The organism is Opitutus sp. sgz309028, assembly GCF_059821195.1.
The window spans coordinates 289804-306027 of record NZ_JCAMRR010000003.1 but is presented as its reverse complement, the minus strand read 5'-3'; the positions used below and the strand labels follow the sequence as shown (position 1 = coordinate 306027).

The following is a 16224-nucleotide window of genomic DNA, read 5'->3' as shown; positions in this document are numbered from 1 at the left end:
ATGACCGGCGCGCCGATCCTCGCCCTCACGCTCGGCGATCCGGCCGGCACCGGTCCGGAGCTGATCCTGAAAGCGCTCGCCGATCCGGCCGTGCGCAGTCTGGCGCGCGTGCTCGTCGTCGGCGATGCGGTCACGCTCGAGCGGGCGCAGCGCTACACCGGCACCGTCCTGCGCATCGACGCCGTGCCGACTGTCGACGAGGCGCGTTTCGATCCCGCCACCGTGACCGTGCTGGACCTGCAGAACGTAGATTTCTTCCGTTTCAGGCTGGGCGCGGTTGACGCGATGTGCGGCCAGGCCTCCTACGATGCAATTCGCACCGCGACCGAACTCGCGCTGGCACGACGCGTCGACGCGATCGTCACCTCCGCGATCAACAAGGCCGCGCTGCACGCCGCAGGGCATCTGTTCGACGGACACACCGGTTTGCTGGCGCATCTTTGCGGCGCCCCAGGAGCGACGATGATGCTCGTCGCCGACCGGCTGCGCGTCAGCCACGTGTCAACGCACGTTTCCCTGCGCGAAGCCATCGACCGCGTGCGGCCCGCGCGCATCCTGAAGGTGCTCCAACTCACGCACGCCGCCGTTCGCGCGCTCGGCATCGAACACCCCCGCCTCGCGGTCGCCGGCCTGAATCCCCACGCCGGCGAAGGCGGAATTTTCGGCCGTGAAGAAATCCGTTTCATCGCGCCCGCAGTCGCGCAGGCGCGCGCCGCCGGGCTCGATGTGCACGGACCGTTTGCCGGCGACACGATCTTCTACCGCGCCGCGCAGGGCGAATTCGATGCGGCCGTCGCGATGTATCACGATCAAGGCCACGTCGCCGCGAAGATGCTCGGCATCTGGCGCGGTGTGAACGTGACCCTCGGTCTGCCGATCGTCCGCACCTCCGTGGAGCATGGCACCGACTTTGCCAACGCCGGCACCGGCCGCGGCGATCCGCGCAGCCTGATCGAGGCGTTGAAACTCGCCGCCGCGCTCGCGGGGCGGAAGTCCGAACCCGTCGCTTCATGAAAACGTCGACCTTGTTTCCGCCCCTACTCGCCACCGCCGCGCTCGCGTGGGGCGCACCGCCGCTCAGCTACGTTGGCCATGACACCGCGACCACCGCGGCCGATGGCGGTCTGCGCCCAGTCGTCGGCGTGCACACTATTCAGGTTTTCCGCTCCAACCGCACCGCCGCGGTTCACGCCGACGGACTAAACCACACCTACGTTCACCAGCCGATGCTCGCGTGGTGGCGCGGAACGTTTTATCTCGAATACCTCAGCGCACCGATCAACGAGCACGACAGCCCGACAGATACCTCGCTGACCACGTCGACCGACGCGATCAACTGGACGACACCGCGACTGATCTTTCCGGCGATCGAGCTTCCGGGCGACGTCCGCTCGATCACGCATCAGCGGATGGGGTTTTACGTCGCACCGAACAACCGGCTGCTCGCGCTGGCCTTTCACGGCCAGCCGCCGACGCCCAACGACGGCACCGGCATCGGACGCGTGGTGCGCGAGATCCGCGCCGACGGCACGTTCGGCCCCATCTATTTCATCCGGCTGAATACCCCGCAGCCGTATCCGAATTTTCAGCACCCTTATCCGCTTTACACCGCCTCGCCCGACCGGGAGTTCGTTGCCGCCTGCGAGGCGCTGCTCGTCGACAAACTCATGACCGCACAGTGGTGGGAGGAGGACCAGCGCGACGACCGCGGCTTCTACGCGGTGAAAGGCAAGGCGCTCTCGTTTATCACTCGGCCCGACGGCAGCACGCTTGGCATCTGGAAAAACGCGCTCGTCGCGACGACCGCCGACCGCGGCCACACCTGGACCACCAAGGAGTTCGCCGCGAACCTGCCCAACAACGCGTCGAAATACTGGCTCCAGCGCACGAGCGAGGGCCGCTACGCGCTCGTCTTCAATCCCACGAACCGGCTGCGTCATCCGCTCGCGCTGACGCTGAGCGACGACGGCGAGCATTTTTCGAACCTGCTCGCCGTTCACGGCGAACTGCCCGACCAACGCTTCGGCGGTGCCTACAAAAACCTGGGACCGCAATACGTTCGCGGCATCGTCGAGGGCAACGGCACGCCGCCCGACGCGGATCGCGCCTTCCGGCTCGCCTACAGCGTGAACAAGGAAGACATCTGGGTCGCGCGCGTGCCCACACCGATTCGCGCTACCGTCGACACCGCCGTGCATGACGATTTCGAGCCCGCCGCTCCCGGCATGTTGCCGTCCGAATGGAACATCTACTCGCCCGCGTGGGCACCCGTGAGGGTCGTCGACACCGCCGATTCCGGCCATGCGCTGGAGTTGCGCGACGAGGATCCGTATGACTACGCACGTGCCGTGCGGGTGTTTCCCGCGACGCATGGGGTGAAAATTTCCCTGCGCGTGCGGCCGCGTCAGACGAACGCGCGGCTCGAGATCGACCTGCTCGATGCCCATGGCGCGCGGCCGGTCCGGCTCGCGTTCGCCGAGGACGGATTTCTCTGGGCGTGCCACGAAGGTCAGTGGTGGAAAGCCGCTGAATATGTCGCCGATCGATGGCAGACTCTTGTGCTCGAGATTCCGTCCAATCTCAAAGCCGACCGCTGCGCCGTGATGCTCGATGGCGAAACCACCCTCTCGCGTCCCGCGATCTTCACCGACCCCGTGCAAACCGTGGAACGCCTCTCGCTCCGCACCGGCGTGTATCGGGATCGCGGTTACGGCGGACGCGACCTGCCCGGCGCCGACACGAAGGTGCCTGCCGCCGTTTTTCTCATCGACGACGTCAGCATCACACCGCTCCCGTGAACGCTTCCGCCCACCGCCATGCTGTTCCGACTCTTCTCCCTGTTCTGTTGCACGCTCGCGCTGGGCGCCGCCGCTGACATCGATCTACCTGCGCACGCCAGCCCGCGTCTTCGTTACGCGGCCGAGCGTTTGCAGAGCAACCTGAACCATGGCGACGACGACGCACTGTCGCGTATCGTCGTGCGCACACGCGCGGATCCGGGTCTCACGGAGCTCCTGGGGGACGCCGCGCGCGACCTCGGCCGAGATCTCAAATCGCCCGAGAGCTTTGTCCTCCTCGGCCTCGCGGGCAACTGCCTCGCGATCGTCGGCGCCGACGACAGTGGCGCGCTCTACGGCGCACTCGAAACCGCGCAACGTCTCTCGCAGGGCGAGCGCTTCCCAGAAGGTTTTCGTTTCGCCGACCGCCCGCAGTTCGTCGTCCGCGGCCCGTGCATCGGCCTGCAAAAAACGCAGTATCTCCCCGGCCGAAAGGTCTACGAATATCCCTACACGCCCGAGGAGTTTCCGTTTTTCTACGATCGCGCCTACTGGACCGACTACCTCGATACGCTCGCCGATCTGCGGATGAACACGTTGTATCTGTGGAACGGGCACCCGTTCGCCTCGCTGGTCCGCCTCCCCGACTATCCCGACGCCGTCGAGGTTTCGCCCGAAACCTTCGCGCGCAACGTCGAGATGTTTCGCTGGCTCGCCGCCGAGTGCGATCGCCGCGGCATCTGGCTCGTCCAGCAGTTCTACAGCATCCTGATTTCGAAGCCGCTCGCCGAGAAGCACGGTCTCTCGACCCAGCTTCACGCCTGGAACGACCTCGCCGCCGACTACACGCGGAAATCCATCGCCGCGTTCGTCCGCGAGTTTCCCAACGTCGGGCTCATGCCCTGTCTCGGCGAGGCGCTGCAAGAGCAGGCGACGCAAACCCGCTGGATGACCGAAGTCATTCTTCCCGGTGTGAAAGACGGCATGGCCGCCGCCGGTTTGAAAACCGAACCGCCCGTCGTGCTTCGCACCCACGCCACCGACGCGACGAAGGTGATGCCCGAAGCGTTGAAGGTGTATCACAACCTCTACACCGAGGCGAAATTCAACGGCGAGTCGCTCACCACCTGGGAGCCGCGCGGCGTGCGCCGGCAACTTCATCTCACGATGAGCCGCGTCGGTTCGACGCACATCGCCAATGTTCACATTCTGGCGAACCTCGAACCGTTCCGCTACGGCGCGACCGAGTTCATCCGCAAATCCGTCCTCGCCATGCGCGACCGACTCGGCGCCCGCGGCCTGCATCTCTATCCGCTCTTTTACTGGGACTGGCCGGTTTCTCCGGACGTCGCGTCGCCGCCGCTCAAGCAGTGGGAACGGGACTGGATCTGGTTCGAGGCCTGGGCGCGCTACGCATGGAATCCCGACCGCGATTCCGCGGGCGAGCGCGCTTACTGGATCGACCGACTCGCCACGCACTACGGCAACCCCGCCGCCGCCGCGCACATCCTCGACGCCTACAACGACGCCGGCGAATGCGCGCCGCGGATCCTGCGCCGCTTCGGCATCACCGAGGGCAACCGGCAGACGATGTCGCTCGGCATGACGCTCGACCAACTCGTCAACCCGGCCAAATACCGCGAGTTTCCCGAGCTCTGGGAATCGCAGTCGCCGCCCGGCGAGCGTCTGCGCGAGTTTGCCGAACGCGAGGCGCGGGGCGAGCCGCACACCGGCGAGACGCCGCCGCAGATCGTCGGTGAAATCGACGCGTTTTCCGCGCGCGCCGTGGCGGCCATCGACGCCGCCGCCCCGCTCGTCACCCGCCGCCGCGCCGAGTTCAGCCGGCTCCGCAACGACGTGCACTCCATCCGTGCGATGTCGCTCAGCTACGGCGCCAAAGCTTCCGCCGCGCTCGAGGTGCTTCGGTATCAGCATTCTCATGACATCGCGCACATGGAGCGCGCCGAGACGTTGCTGGCCGACAGCCTCGAGCACTATCGCACGCTCACCCGCCTGGCCGGGGACGCCTATCGCGCGGCGAATTCCATGCAGACCAGCCAGCGCCGCATTCCGCTGCCCGGTGGACACGGCCGCGAACCGGCGAATTATCATTGGAGGCAGCTCCTGCCGGTCTACGAGCAGGAGCTCGCGAATTTCCGCGCGCAGGTGAGCGCGTTGAAGGATCCTTCCGCCGCGACGCGCACGCACGCCCCGCTTCCCCTCGTTACGTTCAAGCTCCTCACACCAGGCTTGGAAACCTTCACCGTACAGGTCGGCAACACCGCGTTCGCCGACTCCGACGCCACCTTCACCGCCGTCGCGCCCGAGCTCGAGGGATTGCAAGGCATCAAGTTCTCCCGCGCCGCCGTCCGGGACGGCAAACTCCCGCCGATCGAGATCGAAACGACCACGCCCGTCCGCGTGCTCATCGGCTATTTCGATGATCGCGCTCCGGAGTGGCGCCAGCCACCGACGCTCGAGACCGATGCCTCCGCTGCCGAGCGCGGCGGCGCCGAACCGCTCCTGCTCGACGCCGCCCGAGTCGAAGGTCTTCCACCGCTCAACGTCCACGCCTTCACCTATCCCGCGGGCCGCAGCACGCTCGAAGTCCGCGGCACCGGCACCTACCTGATCCTTGGTATCGTAAAATAAGCTCCCTTCCGCCGCACGGCGTAATCGCTCGACGCCACCTTGATTTCGACCGAGAAGGTGGCTCGCTCACCGATGACGCGCGCGTTGACAAACCGGTCATTCTTTCCGCCCGCGTCCGCGACGCTGGAATGGTTGCTCGACTCGGATCCGTCGGTGCGCTGGCAGGTGCTGCAAGATATCGCAGACGCGCCAGCCCGGGAAGTCGCGCGCGAGCGGGCCCGAATCGCTCGCGAGGGCTTCGGCGCCCGGCTCCTCAGCCAGCAGGAGGCGGACGGAACCTGGGGCGGCGCAGCATGGAACCGCGGCTGGAATTCCACCATGCACGCGCTGACGCTCCTGCGAGACTTCGGACTCGATCCCGACGCGCCCGAAGCCCAGCGCGCTTTGCAGCGCGTGCGTGCGGGTGTGACCTGGCGTGGCTGCGGTCCCGACGAATGCGCCGCCAATCCATTTTTCGCCGGCGAACTGGAACCCTGCATCAACGGCCAAGTCGCCGCGGCCGGAGCCTATTTCGCCCAGGAAGTGGACTCCATCATTCGCCGTCTTCTCGCGGAACAGCTTCCCGACGGCGGCTGGAACTGCGACGCCCCGGACCGCTCCGCCCGCTCCTCCTTCAACACCACCCTTTGCGTCCTCGAGGCGCTCCTTGACTACGAACGCATCACGCCCGCTCCCGTCGTCACGCAGGCTCGCCTCCGCGGACAGGATTATCTGCTGGCGCGCCGTTTGTTTCGCCGTCTTTCGAACGGCGCCGTCATTCATCGCGATCGGAAGGGCGGCGCCGACTGGACCCAGTTCGCGTTTCCCACCTGGTGGCACTACGACCTCCTGCGCGCGCTCGATTATCTGCGTCGGGCCGGATGTCCACCCGACGATCGCGTGGCCGACGCGATCGCCGTGCTCGTTTCGAAATGCGATGCCGCCGGACGCTGGCCGCTCGACACCCGGCATCCCGGCACCATGCCGGTCGAACTCGAGGAGTCCGTGGGCCAGCCGAGCCGGTGGAACACCCTGCGCGCGTTGCGCGTGCTGCGCTGGTATTGCCAGCGCTGACCTCCGGCCGTCACCCCAGCGGCACGCGGATCGTCAGCGAATACGTCCGCCCCAGCGGCGAACCGCGCCGGAATCCGTTGAGCGTGTCCGCATACGGCGGCGCGCCTTCGAGCAGGTTGCCGAAACCCGCGGTCACCCGCAGGTCTTGTCCCCATTTCTTAAATACAGGCCGCCGGAACCGGTATCCGATCCGCACGTCGAGGTCGGTCGTCGCCGGCTGCGTCAACTCGCCCTGCGGAATCTCGTCGACGAAACGCGCGCTCGTCGACACGTGCCAGCTTTCCCAATTCCACGACAGCTGCGTGCGCACCGTCCAGTCCGGCGGATTGGCCTCGTTGGCGCTCTCGAACACAAAGGGCACGCCGGGGACCACCTCGTAGCGTCGCGTCAGCGGATGCCGCACCGACGTGGTGAGGCGGAAGTTGCCCAGCGTCTCGGTTCGGCGCTGGTAGCGCAGCGAGAACGCGAGCCCGCTCGCCTCCTGCTCCGCCCGATCGGTCGGGGTCGTGTCGATCCGCACGATCGGCCCGGGTTGCCCACGCAGGAGATCGTCCGCCGACGGCGCTCCGCGCACGACACGACCCGGAAAGGCCAGCTCGTTATTGATCAGATCCTGCGGTTCGAACTCGTCGCTCAACAACCCGCGCCGCACCTGCTCGTCGTAGGTGAGCGAAAACTGCAGCCCCTTGATCGCCGCCGGCTCGACGGTCGCGCCGATCGTGAACTGCTCGTTTCGACCGCGTGTCGTGCCCTCGAAATCCCGCGCGATCAACTCGACGTCGGACGCCGTGGCCGGCTCGCGCCGCGGATCGACGAAGGTCTCGCCGCTCAACGGCTGCAAGTCCGCGACGTAGTGCACCGGCGCCCGCCGCGACACCGAATATTTGGTCTGAAACAGCAGCCCTTGCACCGGCGACCACACCATGCCGGCGCGCTGCGTCCAGGCGCCTTCCGCTCCACTCCGGCGCGAATACCGCGTGCTGAGCTCCGTCTCCCAGCGCTGCAGCGCCGGGCGCGCATTCGCGGTGCCAACCCACGGCAGCTTCAGATTGGCGCCGAGCCGATACGAATCCTCGTCGCGCCGGCTGTCGCGCGCAGAAAGCTTCTCGGCGTTTTCGTAAGCGCGCGTTTCCAGCTGATTCTCGTAGCTCCCGCGCGTCACGAGTCGCATCGGTCCGCCCGCCAGCGTCCAGAGATCCCCACTCGCGGTCGCCTCAAGCTCGTGACGCCACGATTCGGCCTCGCTTTTCCGGTCGATCGCGAGCGTGGGATAGATGTCGGCGTTGCGCGGATCGTCGCCGAAGGGATTGAACCGCACCGCTGGATCCGCAGCCATCAACGCGGCGCGAAACTTGTCCTGGTCGAAATCGTGCGTCGTTTGGCCCGTGAGATTCCAGCGCGTACCGACATTCGCCTTCCACTGCCAGGTATCCGAGAGATGCCCGCTGAAATTGGCCCCGATCTCCGCGCGCTGCCGATCCGTCTCCTGTCGCACGGACCCAAATCCGGGATGCACCATGCCGATCCACAGGTCCTCGCCGAAGGGATTCAGCGCGCCCGGCACGAGCGCGCGATCGCCGATCTTCGTCACCGGCGGTGCGGTCCGCCGCTCGTTTTCCTTGCTGGACAACGTCCCCGACAACGTCGCCTCGATGGCCGGCGTCAGCGGCCGGCTGACGTTGAAATTGAAACCCCAGTCCTCACCCGGCGCGATCAACGTCACGTAGTCCGCCGTGTTGAAACGCCGCTGCCCGCTCGCCAGCGCCACGCCCGTCGCCGGATCCACCGCCGCCGCCAGAAAGTTTCCCGGCGTCAATCCACGCCCATCCTGTCCCGCCGGCACCAGCGTCACCGCCGTGGGATTCCCCGCCGCGTCCGTCACGCCCGCGAGCGCACCGTCTGCCGCTTGCACGACCGCCGGGTAGCCCCATTGCAAACGCAAATCCCGCCCGCCGCGCGCCGTGTGATCCTGCTCGCGCGAGAACGAGCGCTCGGACGCGAGCAATGGTTCCTGCCGCCGATACGAAAGACTGTAGATGACGCGCCATTTGCCCCGCGTGACGGCGCCCGAAAGCGTGAGCCCTTCCTGTTCGCCGCCGCCGGAGAAAGCCCCGCGAAAGATCGTGTCCACCGTTTCGCTGCGGTAGTTCTTCTTCAGCCGGATGTTGATCACGCGGCCGTTCGCGTAAGCGCCGTGCTGCGGCAGCGAGCCGTAATTCGAGACTTCCACGCCCTCGATCATGCCCGGCGGCAGCTTCGAGATATCCATGTAGGTCGGCTGGCCGTCGATCAGCACCAGTTGCTCGTTGCCCAGCGGACTCGGCGGCAACTGCTCCAGAAATTCGCCGACGTCGAACGCACCGGACTCGTCGATGTCGCGCGCGTCGTAGCTATCGGTCGGCTCGACGCCCGCCACCTCGGTCAGGCTCACGCGCTGGCCCGACACCTTGTATTCCTCGAGCTTCACCACCGGTCCCGGATCGGCAACTGCCGGCACGTCCGTTTGCGCCCGGACGACGGCGCTGCTGATGAAGAGAAAAAACGAAAGAGGAAAGCGGAAGCGATGGATCACGATGGGCGGCTCACGACGCGCAAAACCGCCGGGCGTTACGAGAATTTTCCTCCGATTTCACCGCCTTCGTATCCTTCTCGTCCCTACGGCAGAAAAACTCGCTTCAGATAGGCGACATTCGCCGAGAAATTATACTTCACGTCCGTCGCCCGGCTCGCGTCGCGGGAGCGCTCCACCACGAGCCACCCGCTCCAGCCGAGTTCGTCGAGCGTGCGTTTCACTGCGGGCAGATCCACCTGCGGGTCGTGCTGCAGCCAGCGACCGTCCGTATTCGTCGCGTGGATCTGCACGATGCGGTCTTTTCCGAGCGTCCGCAGCTCCCCGTGGAGATCGCGGTCGTTCTGCCACGCGTTCGAGAAATTGAAATAGCTCTTCACGGCCGACGAACCGATCTCGTCGAGCAAGGCCGCCTCCGCTTTCGCGTCCAGCGCCGTCTCGACGCCGATCACCACGCCAGCGGCTGCCGCCGCCTTGCCCGCCGCTCGCAATCGCGCCACGATCCGCGGCCGCAACTCCGGATGCTTCACCAGATCGCCCTGCACTCCGAGCGGAAGGAACAGCACGCGCACGCCAAGCGCCCGCGCGGTGTCGATCGCGTCCTGTACCATCCGCTCCACGCCTTCTCGCTCGGCGAAGGACTGCGCGTAAAAAGCCGACATCGCGATCGAACAGATTTTCACGCCGTGTTTGTTCGCTTCCGCCTGAAACTGCTCCCGCACCGCCTGATCCCCGAGCTTGCTGTCGAACGTCGGCCGGTTGCCCAAACCGCCCATGTCGACCTCCACGCCGTCCGCGCCCACGTCCGCCGCGCGCTGAAACGCGCCGAGCTTCTGGCGCTTCAGGATCATCCAGTCGCAGACCGCGACCGCGTAACGCTCCAGCGGCGCCACCTCACTCCGCTCCGCCGCGATCAACCCGCTCGCCGCGCACACACCGACGCCGAGCCCGATCCGAAGGAGAAAAGAAAATCGCATGCCCCAATCTGTCTGATCGGTCAAAAAACGTCTGCGCGTTTCCACACGGAAACTGCCCGCGAACTCACTCATCGGAGCAACAAGGCCTCCATGCGGACGTCGTTTCTCGCCTCGCCGCGCAACGTCAACCGCGCCGTGTAGCGTCCCGCGTTGAAACTCCATTCTTCCGCCGGTCCGCTTTCTCTTGTGCGGCCTCCGGTGGCCGGCAGTTCCCAGCGCCGCGTCTCCACGATTGAACCGTCGGTGCTGGCGATGCTCAGCTCCGCGAGCACCGGCCCGGCAGCGCTCGCGTAGCGCACGCGCAGTTCGTGCCCGCCGCCGAGCCCGGTCTCGATCGTCCAACTCAGGCGCAGCGCGTCGGCGTAAGATTCGATCCGCGCCGATGAAACGGGAAACGTCACCGCCGGAACTGCATCCACGCGACGGCTCATGGCTGTCACCGGTGTCCGCGGCGCCGTGCGCTTCGCCCACGCCGTGACCTGCGGCACGCGGGCGTTCGAATCTCGCGTGGCGATCGCGATCGCCGAAATCACGGCCTGATACGACGCGACGCGCGGAAACGAGATCTCCAGCCGGCCGTCGACCGCGCGCGCGGTGATGATTTTCCTGACCGCGCGGCTGTATCCAGATTCCCGCCACAAATCGATGTCGCGCAGGTGGGTCACGCCGTTCACCGCCACGTCGAACAGCCGCCAGCCCTCCGCGTTTTCTCCGGCGCGGCCATACCACGGCTCGAGGAAATAAAGTTCGATGCGATACTCGCCGTCCGGCACGGCGAAACGGTAGCTCAATTTCTCGCGTCCGTAACGATAGGTTTGAAACAGCGCCTCGTCGCGCGTGCCGGCCACCGGATCGAAACTCTCCCGCTGGCTGCCGAGCCGCGGCGGCAACTCCGGATCTGCGGCCGCCCAGGATCTCGACCCCCACGGCCGGCCCGGCGCCAGATCCGTGTCCGCGCTCCAGCGCTGACCAGCGGCATCCGTGAAATCGCCGCCACCGCAATTCACCCGGTAAAGATAGTTCCAACCCGCTTCGCCGCGGGTGAGATCCTCGATCTCGCCGTTCAACCGCCAGCGCGTGGGCGCTTCCGGAAGGTGGCGCAGCACAATCGCATCGCACGCGACCACGCGACCGCCCTGCCGCGCTTCCGCATAAAGCACGTTCGTCGCGATCTCCACGTCGTCCCAGCAAAACGCCGTGCCTGGCCCCCGCTGCCGGCGCACGCCGAGCGAGTTCTCCCTGACGCCGTTGAACAGCTCCACCTCGTCGCAATTGGAGTAAACCTTGATTCCGCTTTTCACGCCCGGTGAGCGCCACCGCTCCGGCCAGGTGTGCGACACGATGTAAACCATCGGCTCCTTTTTCGCCGGCACATAGCTCGCGCGATACAGATAAAACGCATCGGTCGGCTCGCCCCACAACGTCAGCAGTCCCTTGTTGTTCGCCGGTCCGATCCGGTCGAGCTCCTCCCAGCCGTCGGTGCCCTGCTGTCCTTTCGCTCCGATCTCGCGACCGGGATTCTCGTGGGTGGCCAGGAGCCAGTGAAAATGCCCGGGCACGCGATCGCTCACCGACTCTGCCCGCTGGATTTTCATTTCGAACAGCGCATTCGCGCGATCCTCGCTGCGCGGTCCGTCCGCAACGAATCCGCCTTCGCTGTGCAGCCCGAGGCTGCGCCAGGCGCCGTATTCGCCGATCAGCCGCTGACGCGACAGATCCTGCGCATACTCGCGCGGATCGCCGCCATAGGTTCCGGTCCAGTTCTGCGGCACATTCCAATCGGTGCCCTGACCGCCGTTGCATGTCGTGATGAGGCGCTGCGACGACGCCGTGGGATCCAGTTCGCGGATCAGCGCGGCGCACTCGGCCGCGAAGTCCTCCGGCAGTTTGCTTTCGTTCGCGAGACCCCAGAGCACATTCGACGGACTGTTCCGCCGCTCGCGCACCCACTCGCGGAGCAGTTGCTTGAAGTTCGCCCGAAACTCGGGCGTATCGAACCAGACCTGCGCGACGAACTGCGGCCACCACAACACGCCGGCCTTGTCCCAGTATTCCTGATACCGCAGGTTGTGCGGCTGGTGGGCGTCGCGAAACGCATTGAACCCCGCCGCCTGCACCTGCCGCACGCGCGTCCGGATCTGCTCCGCCCCAAACGCATGGCTGCCGCCGAGCACGTGCTCGTAGCCGCAGGTGCCGTTAATGAACACCGGCTCGCCGTTCAACCGGAATGGCGCGCTCTCCGCCGCCGTCGGATCCGGCCACTGCACCGTGCGAATCCCAAAGGTCGTCCGCACCCGGTCCGTCGCGTGGCCTTGCTGCCAGAGCTCCGTTTCCACGGTGTAAAGCGTCGGATGCTCGAGCGACCAGAGCGTCACATCCGGCAGCGGAAAGGTCTGCGTCACCCGCGTCTCCGTTCCCGCCGCCAGCTCTTTCCACGCTTTCGCGACCGTTCGCCCATCGGGCGCGAGCAGCCGGGTGGCGATCTCCACTCCGTCCGTGTTTACGCCTCGATCGATCTCGGTGGCGACGTGGACCATCGCCCGCTCCGCGGTCGCATCGGCATCGTTCCACACGTGCACGCCGAACGGCTCCACCCGCGCCGCGCCCGTGGTGATCAAACGCACCGGCCGGAAAATTCCCATCGGCTGGCTGCCCTCCGAAAAACCCGGCGTGCGCGCACAACCGCCGCACACCCACGGCAGATCGGTGATGCCCGCCGGATGATCCGCCCGCACCGCGAGAACGTTTTCGCCGGCGTGGACGAGATTCGTCACCTCGAGCGTGAACGTCGTCCGACCGCCGGCGTGCCGGCCGGCCTCGCGGCCGTTTACCCACACTGTCGCATACGAACCCACGCCTTCGAAAAAGAGAAACACCCGCCGACCGCGTTCCGTCGCCGGCACGTCGAAGCTGCGCCGATACCAAGCGGTGCCGTGACGGTTCCCGTGCACGCGCCGCCGCAGCCCATCGTAGTCGTCCCAGTTGTGCGGCACGTCGACCTGCCGCCAGGAACGGTCGTCAAAATCCGTGCACGCAAAACCCACCGGCTCCTCCGCCGCGCTGTCCCCCGCCCACGTTCGCCAGCCCGCCTCGAGCGACCACTCGCGCCGGGGATCCTCAGACGTCGCGCCCCGCGCCGCCGAAACGACGGCGGCCAGGAGCAGGACAATTCCCAGCCAGCCGCAGCGTTTCACGGTTGGTCCAGCAGACGAATCACGAGCGAGCCGCGCACCGGGTCTGAAAGGATTTTCGGCCGTCCCTGCGGCCCGAGCGCGTCCGGCTTCGATCCTTTCGTGCCGATCCCGGTGATCGCCTGATACACCCCGAGCCCGAGTCGCGGCAGCACGAGCACCGGATTGTTTTTCCCGTCGCGTGGCGAATAGACGCCGACATACGGCTGACCGCCCCCGTTGAGAAAAACGAACCGGCCTTCTGTCGTCGTAAACGCCATCCACCGCCACCCGGAGAACCAACCTTTGAACTCGGGCTGCTCCCAACTCACGCCCGGAATCGGATCGTTGTAGGGAAAATCCCAACGTCCGAGCTGCGTTCCCTTCAGGCGATTCTGCCACACGCGATAGGGCCCGCCGCCGAGCCACTCTTTCGAGCGCATCTTTTCTTCCGGGTAATCGAAATCGACGCCGAGAATATCCACGCTGCCGGGCCCTTCCATCTCGTAATCCAGCCGCACGTCGCCGTCCGGCGAGATCGTCCAGCGCACCTCGCGCAACGCGCCTTCATACCGCGCGGTCACCGTCACCGCGTCACCGGCGCGCGCGGTGTCGAAACGCAACAGCTTCGCCGTGGGCAGCTCGACCGGCACGAAGCTGCGCTCCACTCGCCGGTAGGCGACGAGCCGCGGCCCGTTCGCGAGCGAGATCCGCCGGCCGTCGCGCTCAAGGCCCGCGAGCCGTCCGGTGGTCTTGTCGAAACGCACCGCATTACGGCCCACGACCACCAGGAGTTCTCGCTCGTGGTCCACGAGACTCACGGCCGATTCGCTGGACGACGCGTGCCCGATCGAGGCGACGTCGCTTTTCCACTGCCAGCTCCAGGTCCAGAGCTCGCGCTGGCGGTCATCGAACGCCGCCAAATAAAGCACGTCAGCCTCGCGCCAGTCCGCCGGCAGCGGCACGCGCAACTTTCCGTCTGCGCGCGCGGGCAGATCCGGCCCTTGGAATCGTCCGTGCGCGAGGAGCGTGCGGTGAAACAGCAGCGCGCCCGGCGGCGCAAACTTCATCAGCCGCCACTCGAACGTCACTGTTTCAAGGTTCAGGAAATCGTAACGATTTCTCACCGGCAGCTCGCCGGCGAAGTCCACCGGCAGCTCCGCGAGCGGGACCTGCACCGGGGACCAGATTTCCCGAATCGTGAAAAAACTTCCTTCCTTTTCGTGATGCGGCCCCACGATGCCGTCGGCGCCGAGATCGCGCACCGGATCGAGTTTGCCCCCGAGATCGTCGCGTCGCACCGCTTCGTCCGCCCAGTCCCACAAGAACCCGCCCGCCGCGTGCGGACGCTCGCCCATGATTTTCCAGAAATCGTCGAGTCCGGCCCCGGCGCCGCCGTCGAACAAGCCGTGCAAAAACTCCGTCGGCATGAAGATCTCCGGTCCCTCGGCGAATCGCTTCGTCTCCTCATATTCGCGATAGTGTCGCGTGTTCATGCCGCGAAACGAATGTGCCCACGGATGCAGCACCGGACGCTGCTGCGGATCGTGTTTTGCGAACTCGTCGTCGTTCTCGGTGTTTTCGCCGCCTTCGTTGCCGTTGTCCCAAAACAGGATGCTCGGATGGTTCACGTCGCGCGTCACCAGACTCGCGATCAACCGCCGGCCCGTCGGCGTGTCGTAGGACGCCTGCCACCCGCCGAGCTCGTTCAACACATAGAGCCCCCTCTCGTCGCACAAATCGAGAAACTCGGGATCCGGCGGATAGTGCGACATTCGCACCGCATTCAGATTGGCCTCTTTCATCAACCGCACGTCTTCGCGGTTTCTCTCGTGGGAAAGCGTCCGGCCGGTCTCCGGCCAGAAGCTGTGACGGTTGACGCCTTTCAACGTGATCTTGCTGCCGTTGAGATACAGCCCGTCGCCCGGCCGCAGTTCGAACGTTCGAAAGCCGAATCGCTCCGTCAACGTGTGCGCCGGCGTCGCCGCGTCCCCGCCTCGCAGCGTCACCGTCACGCGATAAAGGTTCGGCGTCTCCGCCGTCCACGTCGCGGGCTGCGACACCTGCGTTTTCACCGTCACGCGTGATGCGCCGGCGGGCACCGCGACGACCGCGGGCTCGCCGACTTTCTCGCCCGCCAGCGTCTCGATTTGCGTCACGACCTCACGATCCGCGGAGATCTCCCCGCCGAGGAAAACATCCGCGTAAAAGCGTCCGTCCGCTTTCGCATCGATCGCGATGCGCTCGAGGTGCTGCACCGGCTTCGCTTCCAGCCACACCGGCCGGAAGATGCCGCCGAAATTCCAGTAATCGGCGAAGCGTTCGGCGCGATTCACGCTGGCGTTGGCGGAACGCTTGCTGACGCGCACCTCGATCTCGTTCGGTGCATCGAAGCGCAGCAGCCCGCCGATCGCATAACGGAAACGGTAGAAACCGCCTTGATGCGGCGCTCCCGCCGGCACGCCATTGATCTTCACTTCGGCGTCGGTCAACACGCCTTCGAACACGATGTCCACCGCGCGGTCCCGCCACGCGGCAGGCACGTGAAACGTCCGGCGATAGATCCCTTCCTCCTGCGGCTGGCGGAGTCGCTCGGGCATGCGCTGGCTCGGTCGGAACTCGACGCCGTAATCGAAGTTCCCAAAACCCTGCAACTCCCAGCACGACGGCACATCGATCCGCGTCCACACGCCGCTGTTGCGCCCTTCCGTGCAGAAGAAATCCCAGCGCACCGGATCGTCGCTGCCGCGGCCGGACAAATACTGCCGCTCCGTCGCGCCCGCGACCGCGACGGCTGTCACGAATTTCAGGATACAAAGAGAAGCGATCAGGCGAAACATGGCTGAAGGAAAGCGGGGGTTCGGACTCGCGGGGTCGGACGGGGAACTTGTGTTCCGCCGAAACTCCACGGCAGCTTCGCACGCTTCGTCAAACCCCACTCCGTTCACCCTTAGAAAGCAGGCACAACTCGCGGAAAATATGGGACAAACGGGGGCCTGGAAGCTTGCAGGTTTCGCGGCGCCGGT

8 protein-coding genes are annotated in these 16224 nt (G+C 66.1%); 4 read left to right on the top strand and 4 right to left on the bottom strand.

The window, feature by feature from the left end:
• The 4 genes from pdxA (at position 1) to AC6RV7_RS13035 (ending at position 6482) form a co-directional block, all read left to right on the top strand.
• Complete coding sequence (gene pdxA / locus AC6RV7_RS13050; protein WP_500094436.1) at positions 1-1014, top strand: 4-hydroxythreonine-4-phosphate dehydrogenase PdxA; 1014 nt, start codon at positions 1-3, stop codon at positions 1012-1014.
• Positions 1011-2798 carry an exo-alpha-sialidase gene (locus AC6RV7_RS13045; RefSeq protein ID WP_500094435.1) on the top strand — a complete coding sequence of 596 codons (1788 nt, stop codon included), beginning with the start codon at positions 1011-1013 and terminating at the stop codon, positions 2796-2798. Before pdxA ends, AC6RV7_RS13045 begins: the two co-directional genes overlap by 4 nt.
• A gap of 18 nt (positions 2799-2816) precedes the next feature.
• Positions 2817-5429: a hypothetical protein gene (locus AC6RV7_RS13040; protein ID WP_500094434.1), complete on the top strand. Its 2613-nt coding sequence runs from the start codon at positions 2817-2819 to the stop codon at positions 5427-5429.
• A gap of 72 nt (positions 5430-5501) precedes the next feature.
• On the top strand, positions 5502-6482 hold the full coding sequence (locus AC6RV7_RS13035; RefSeq protein WP_500094433.1) for a hypothetical protein: 981 nt from the start codon (positions 5502-5504) through the stop codon (positions 6480-6482).
• A 10-nt stretch (positions 6483-6492) separates the two neighbouring features.
• Here AC6RV7_RS13035 and AC6RV7_RS13030 read toward each other — a convergent pair whose 3' ends face one another.
• From AC6RV7_RS13030 to AC6RV7_RS13015, 4 genes are all read right to left on the bottom strand, one after another.
• Positions 6493-9054 carry a TonB-dependent receptor gene (locus AC6RV7_RS13030; protein ID WP_500094432.1) on the bottom strand — a complete coding sequence of 854 codons (2562 nt, stop codon included), beginning with the start codon at positions 9052-9054 and terminating at the stop codon, positions 6493-6495.
• Positions 9055-9137: 83 nt separating this feature from the next.
• Entirely contained in the window at positions 9138-10028 is an 891-nt protein-coding gene (locus tag AC6RV7_RS13025) for a sugar phosphate isomerase/epimerase family protein (RefSeq protein ID WP_500094431.1), read from the bottom strand.
• 68 nt (positions 10029-10096) lie between these two features.
• Complete coding sequence (locus tag AC6RV7_RS13020; protein WP_500094430.1) at positions 10097-13222, bottom strand: malectin domain-containing carbohydrate-binding protein; 3126 nt, start codon at positions 13220-13222, stop codon at positions 10097-10099.
• Complete coding sequence (locus AC6RV7_RS13015; RefSeq protein ID WP_500094429.1) at positions 13219-16038, bottom strand: glycoside hydrolase family 2 TIM barrel-domain containing protein; 2820 nt, start codon at positions 16036-16038, stop codon at positions 13219-13221. The genes AC6RV7_RS13020 and AC6RV7_RS13015 overlap by 4 nt, the downstream gene beginning before the upstream one ends.
• Between the last annotated feature and the right edge of the window lie 186 nt (positions 16039-16224).

Coding starts and splice junctions, on each gene's coding strand:
- pdxA (WP_500094436.1), top strand. CDS start 1: ATGACCGGCGCGCCGATCCTCGCCCTCACGCTCGGCGATCCGGCCGGC.
- AC6RV7_RS13035 (WP_500094433.1), top strand. CDS start 5,502: ATGACGCGCGCGTTGACAAACCGGTCATTCTTTCCGCCCGCGTCCGCG.
- AC6RV7_RS13015 (WP_500094429.1), bottom strand. CDS start 16,038: ATGTTTCGCCTGATCGCTTCTCTTTGTATCCTGAAATTCGTGACAGCC.
- AC6RV7_RS13045 (WP_500094435.1), top strand. CDS start 1,011: ATGAAAACGTCGACCTTGTTTCCGCCCCTACTCGCCACCGCCGCGCTC.
- AC6RV7_RS13040 (WP_500094434.1), top strand. CDS start 2,817: ATGCTGTTCCGACTCTTCTCCCTGTTCTGTTGCACGCTCGCGCTGGGC.
- AC6RV7_RS13025 (WP_500094431.1), bottom strand. CDS start 10,028: ATGCGATTTTCTTTTCTCCTTCGGATCGGGCTCGGCGTCGGTGTGTGC.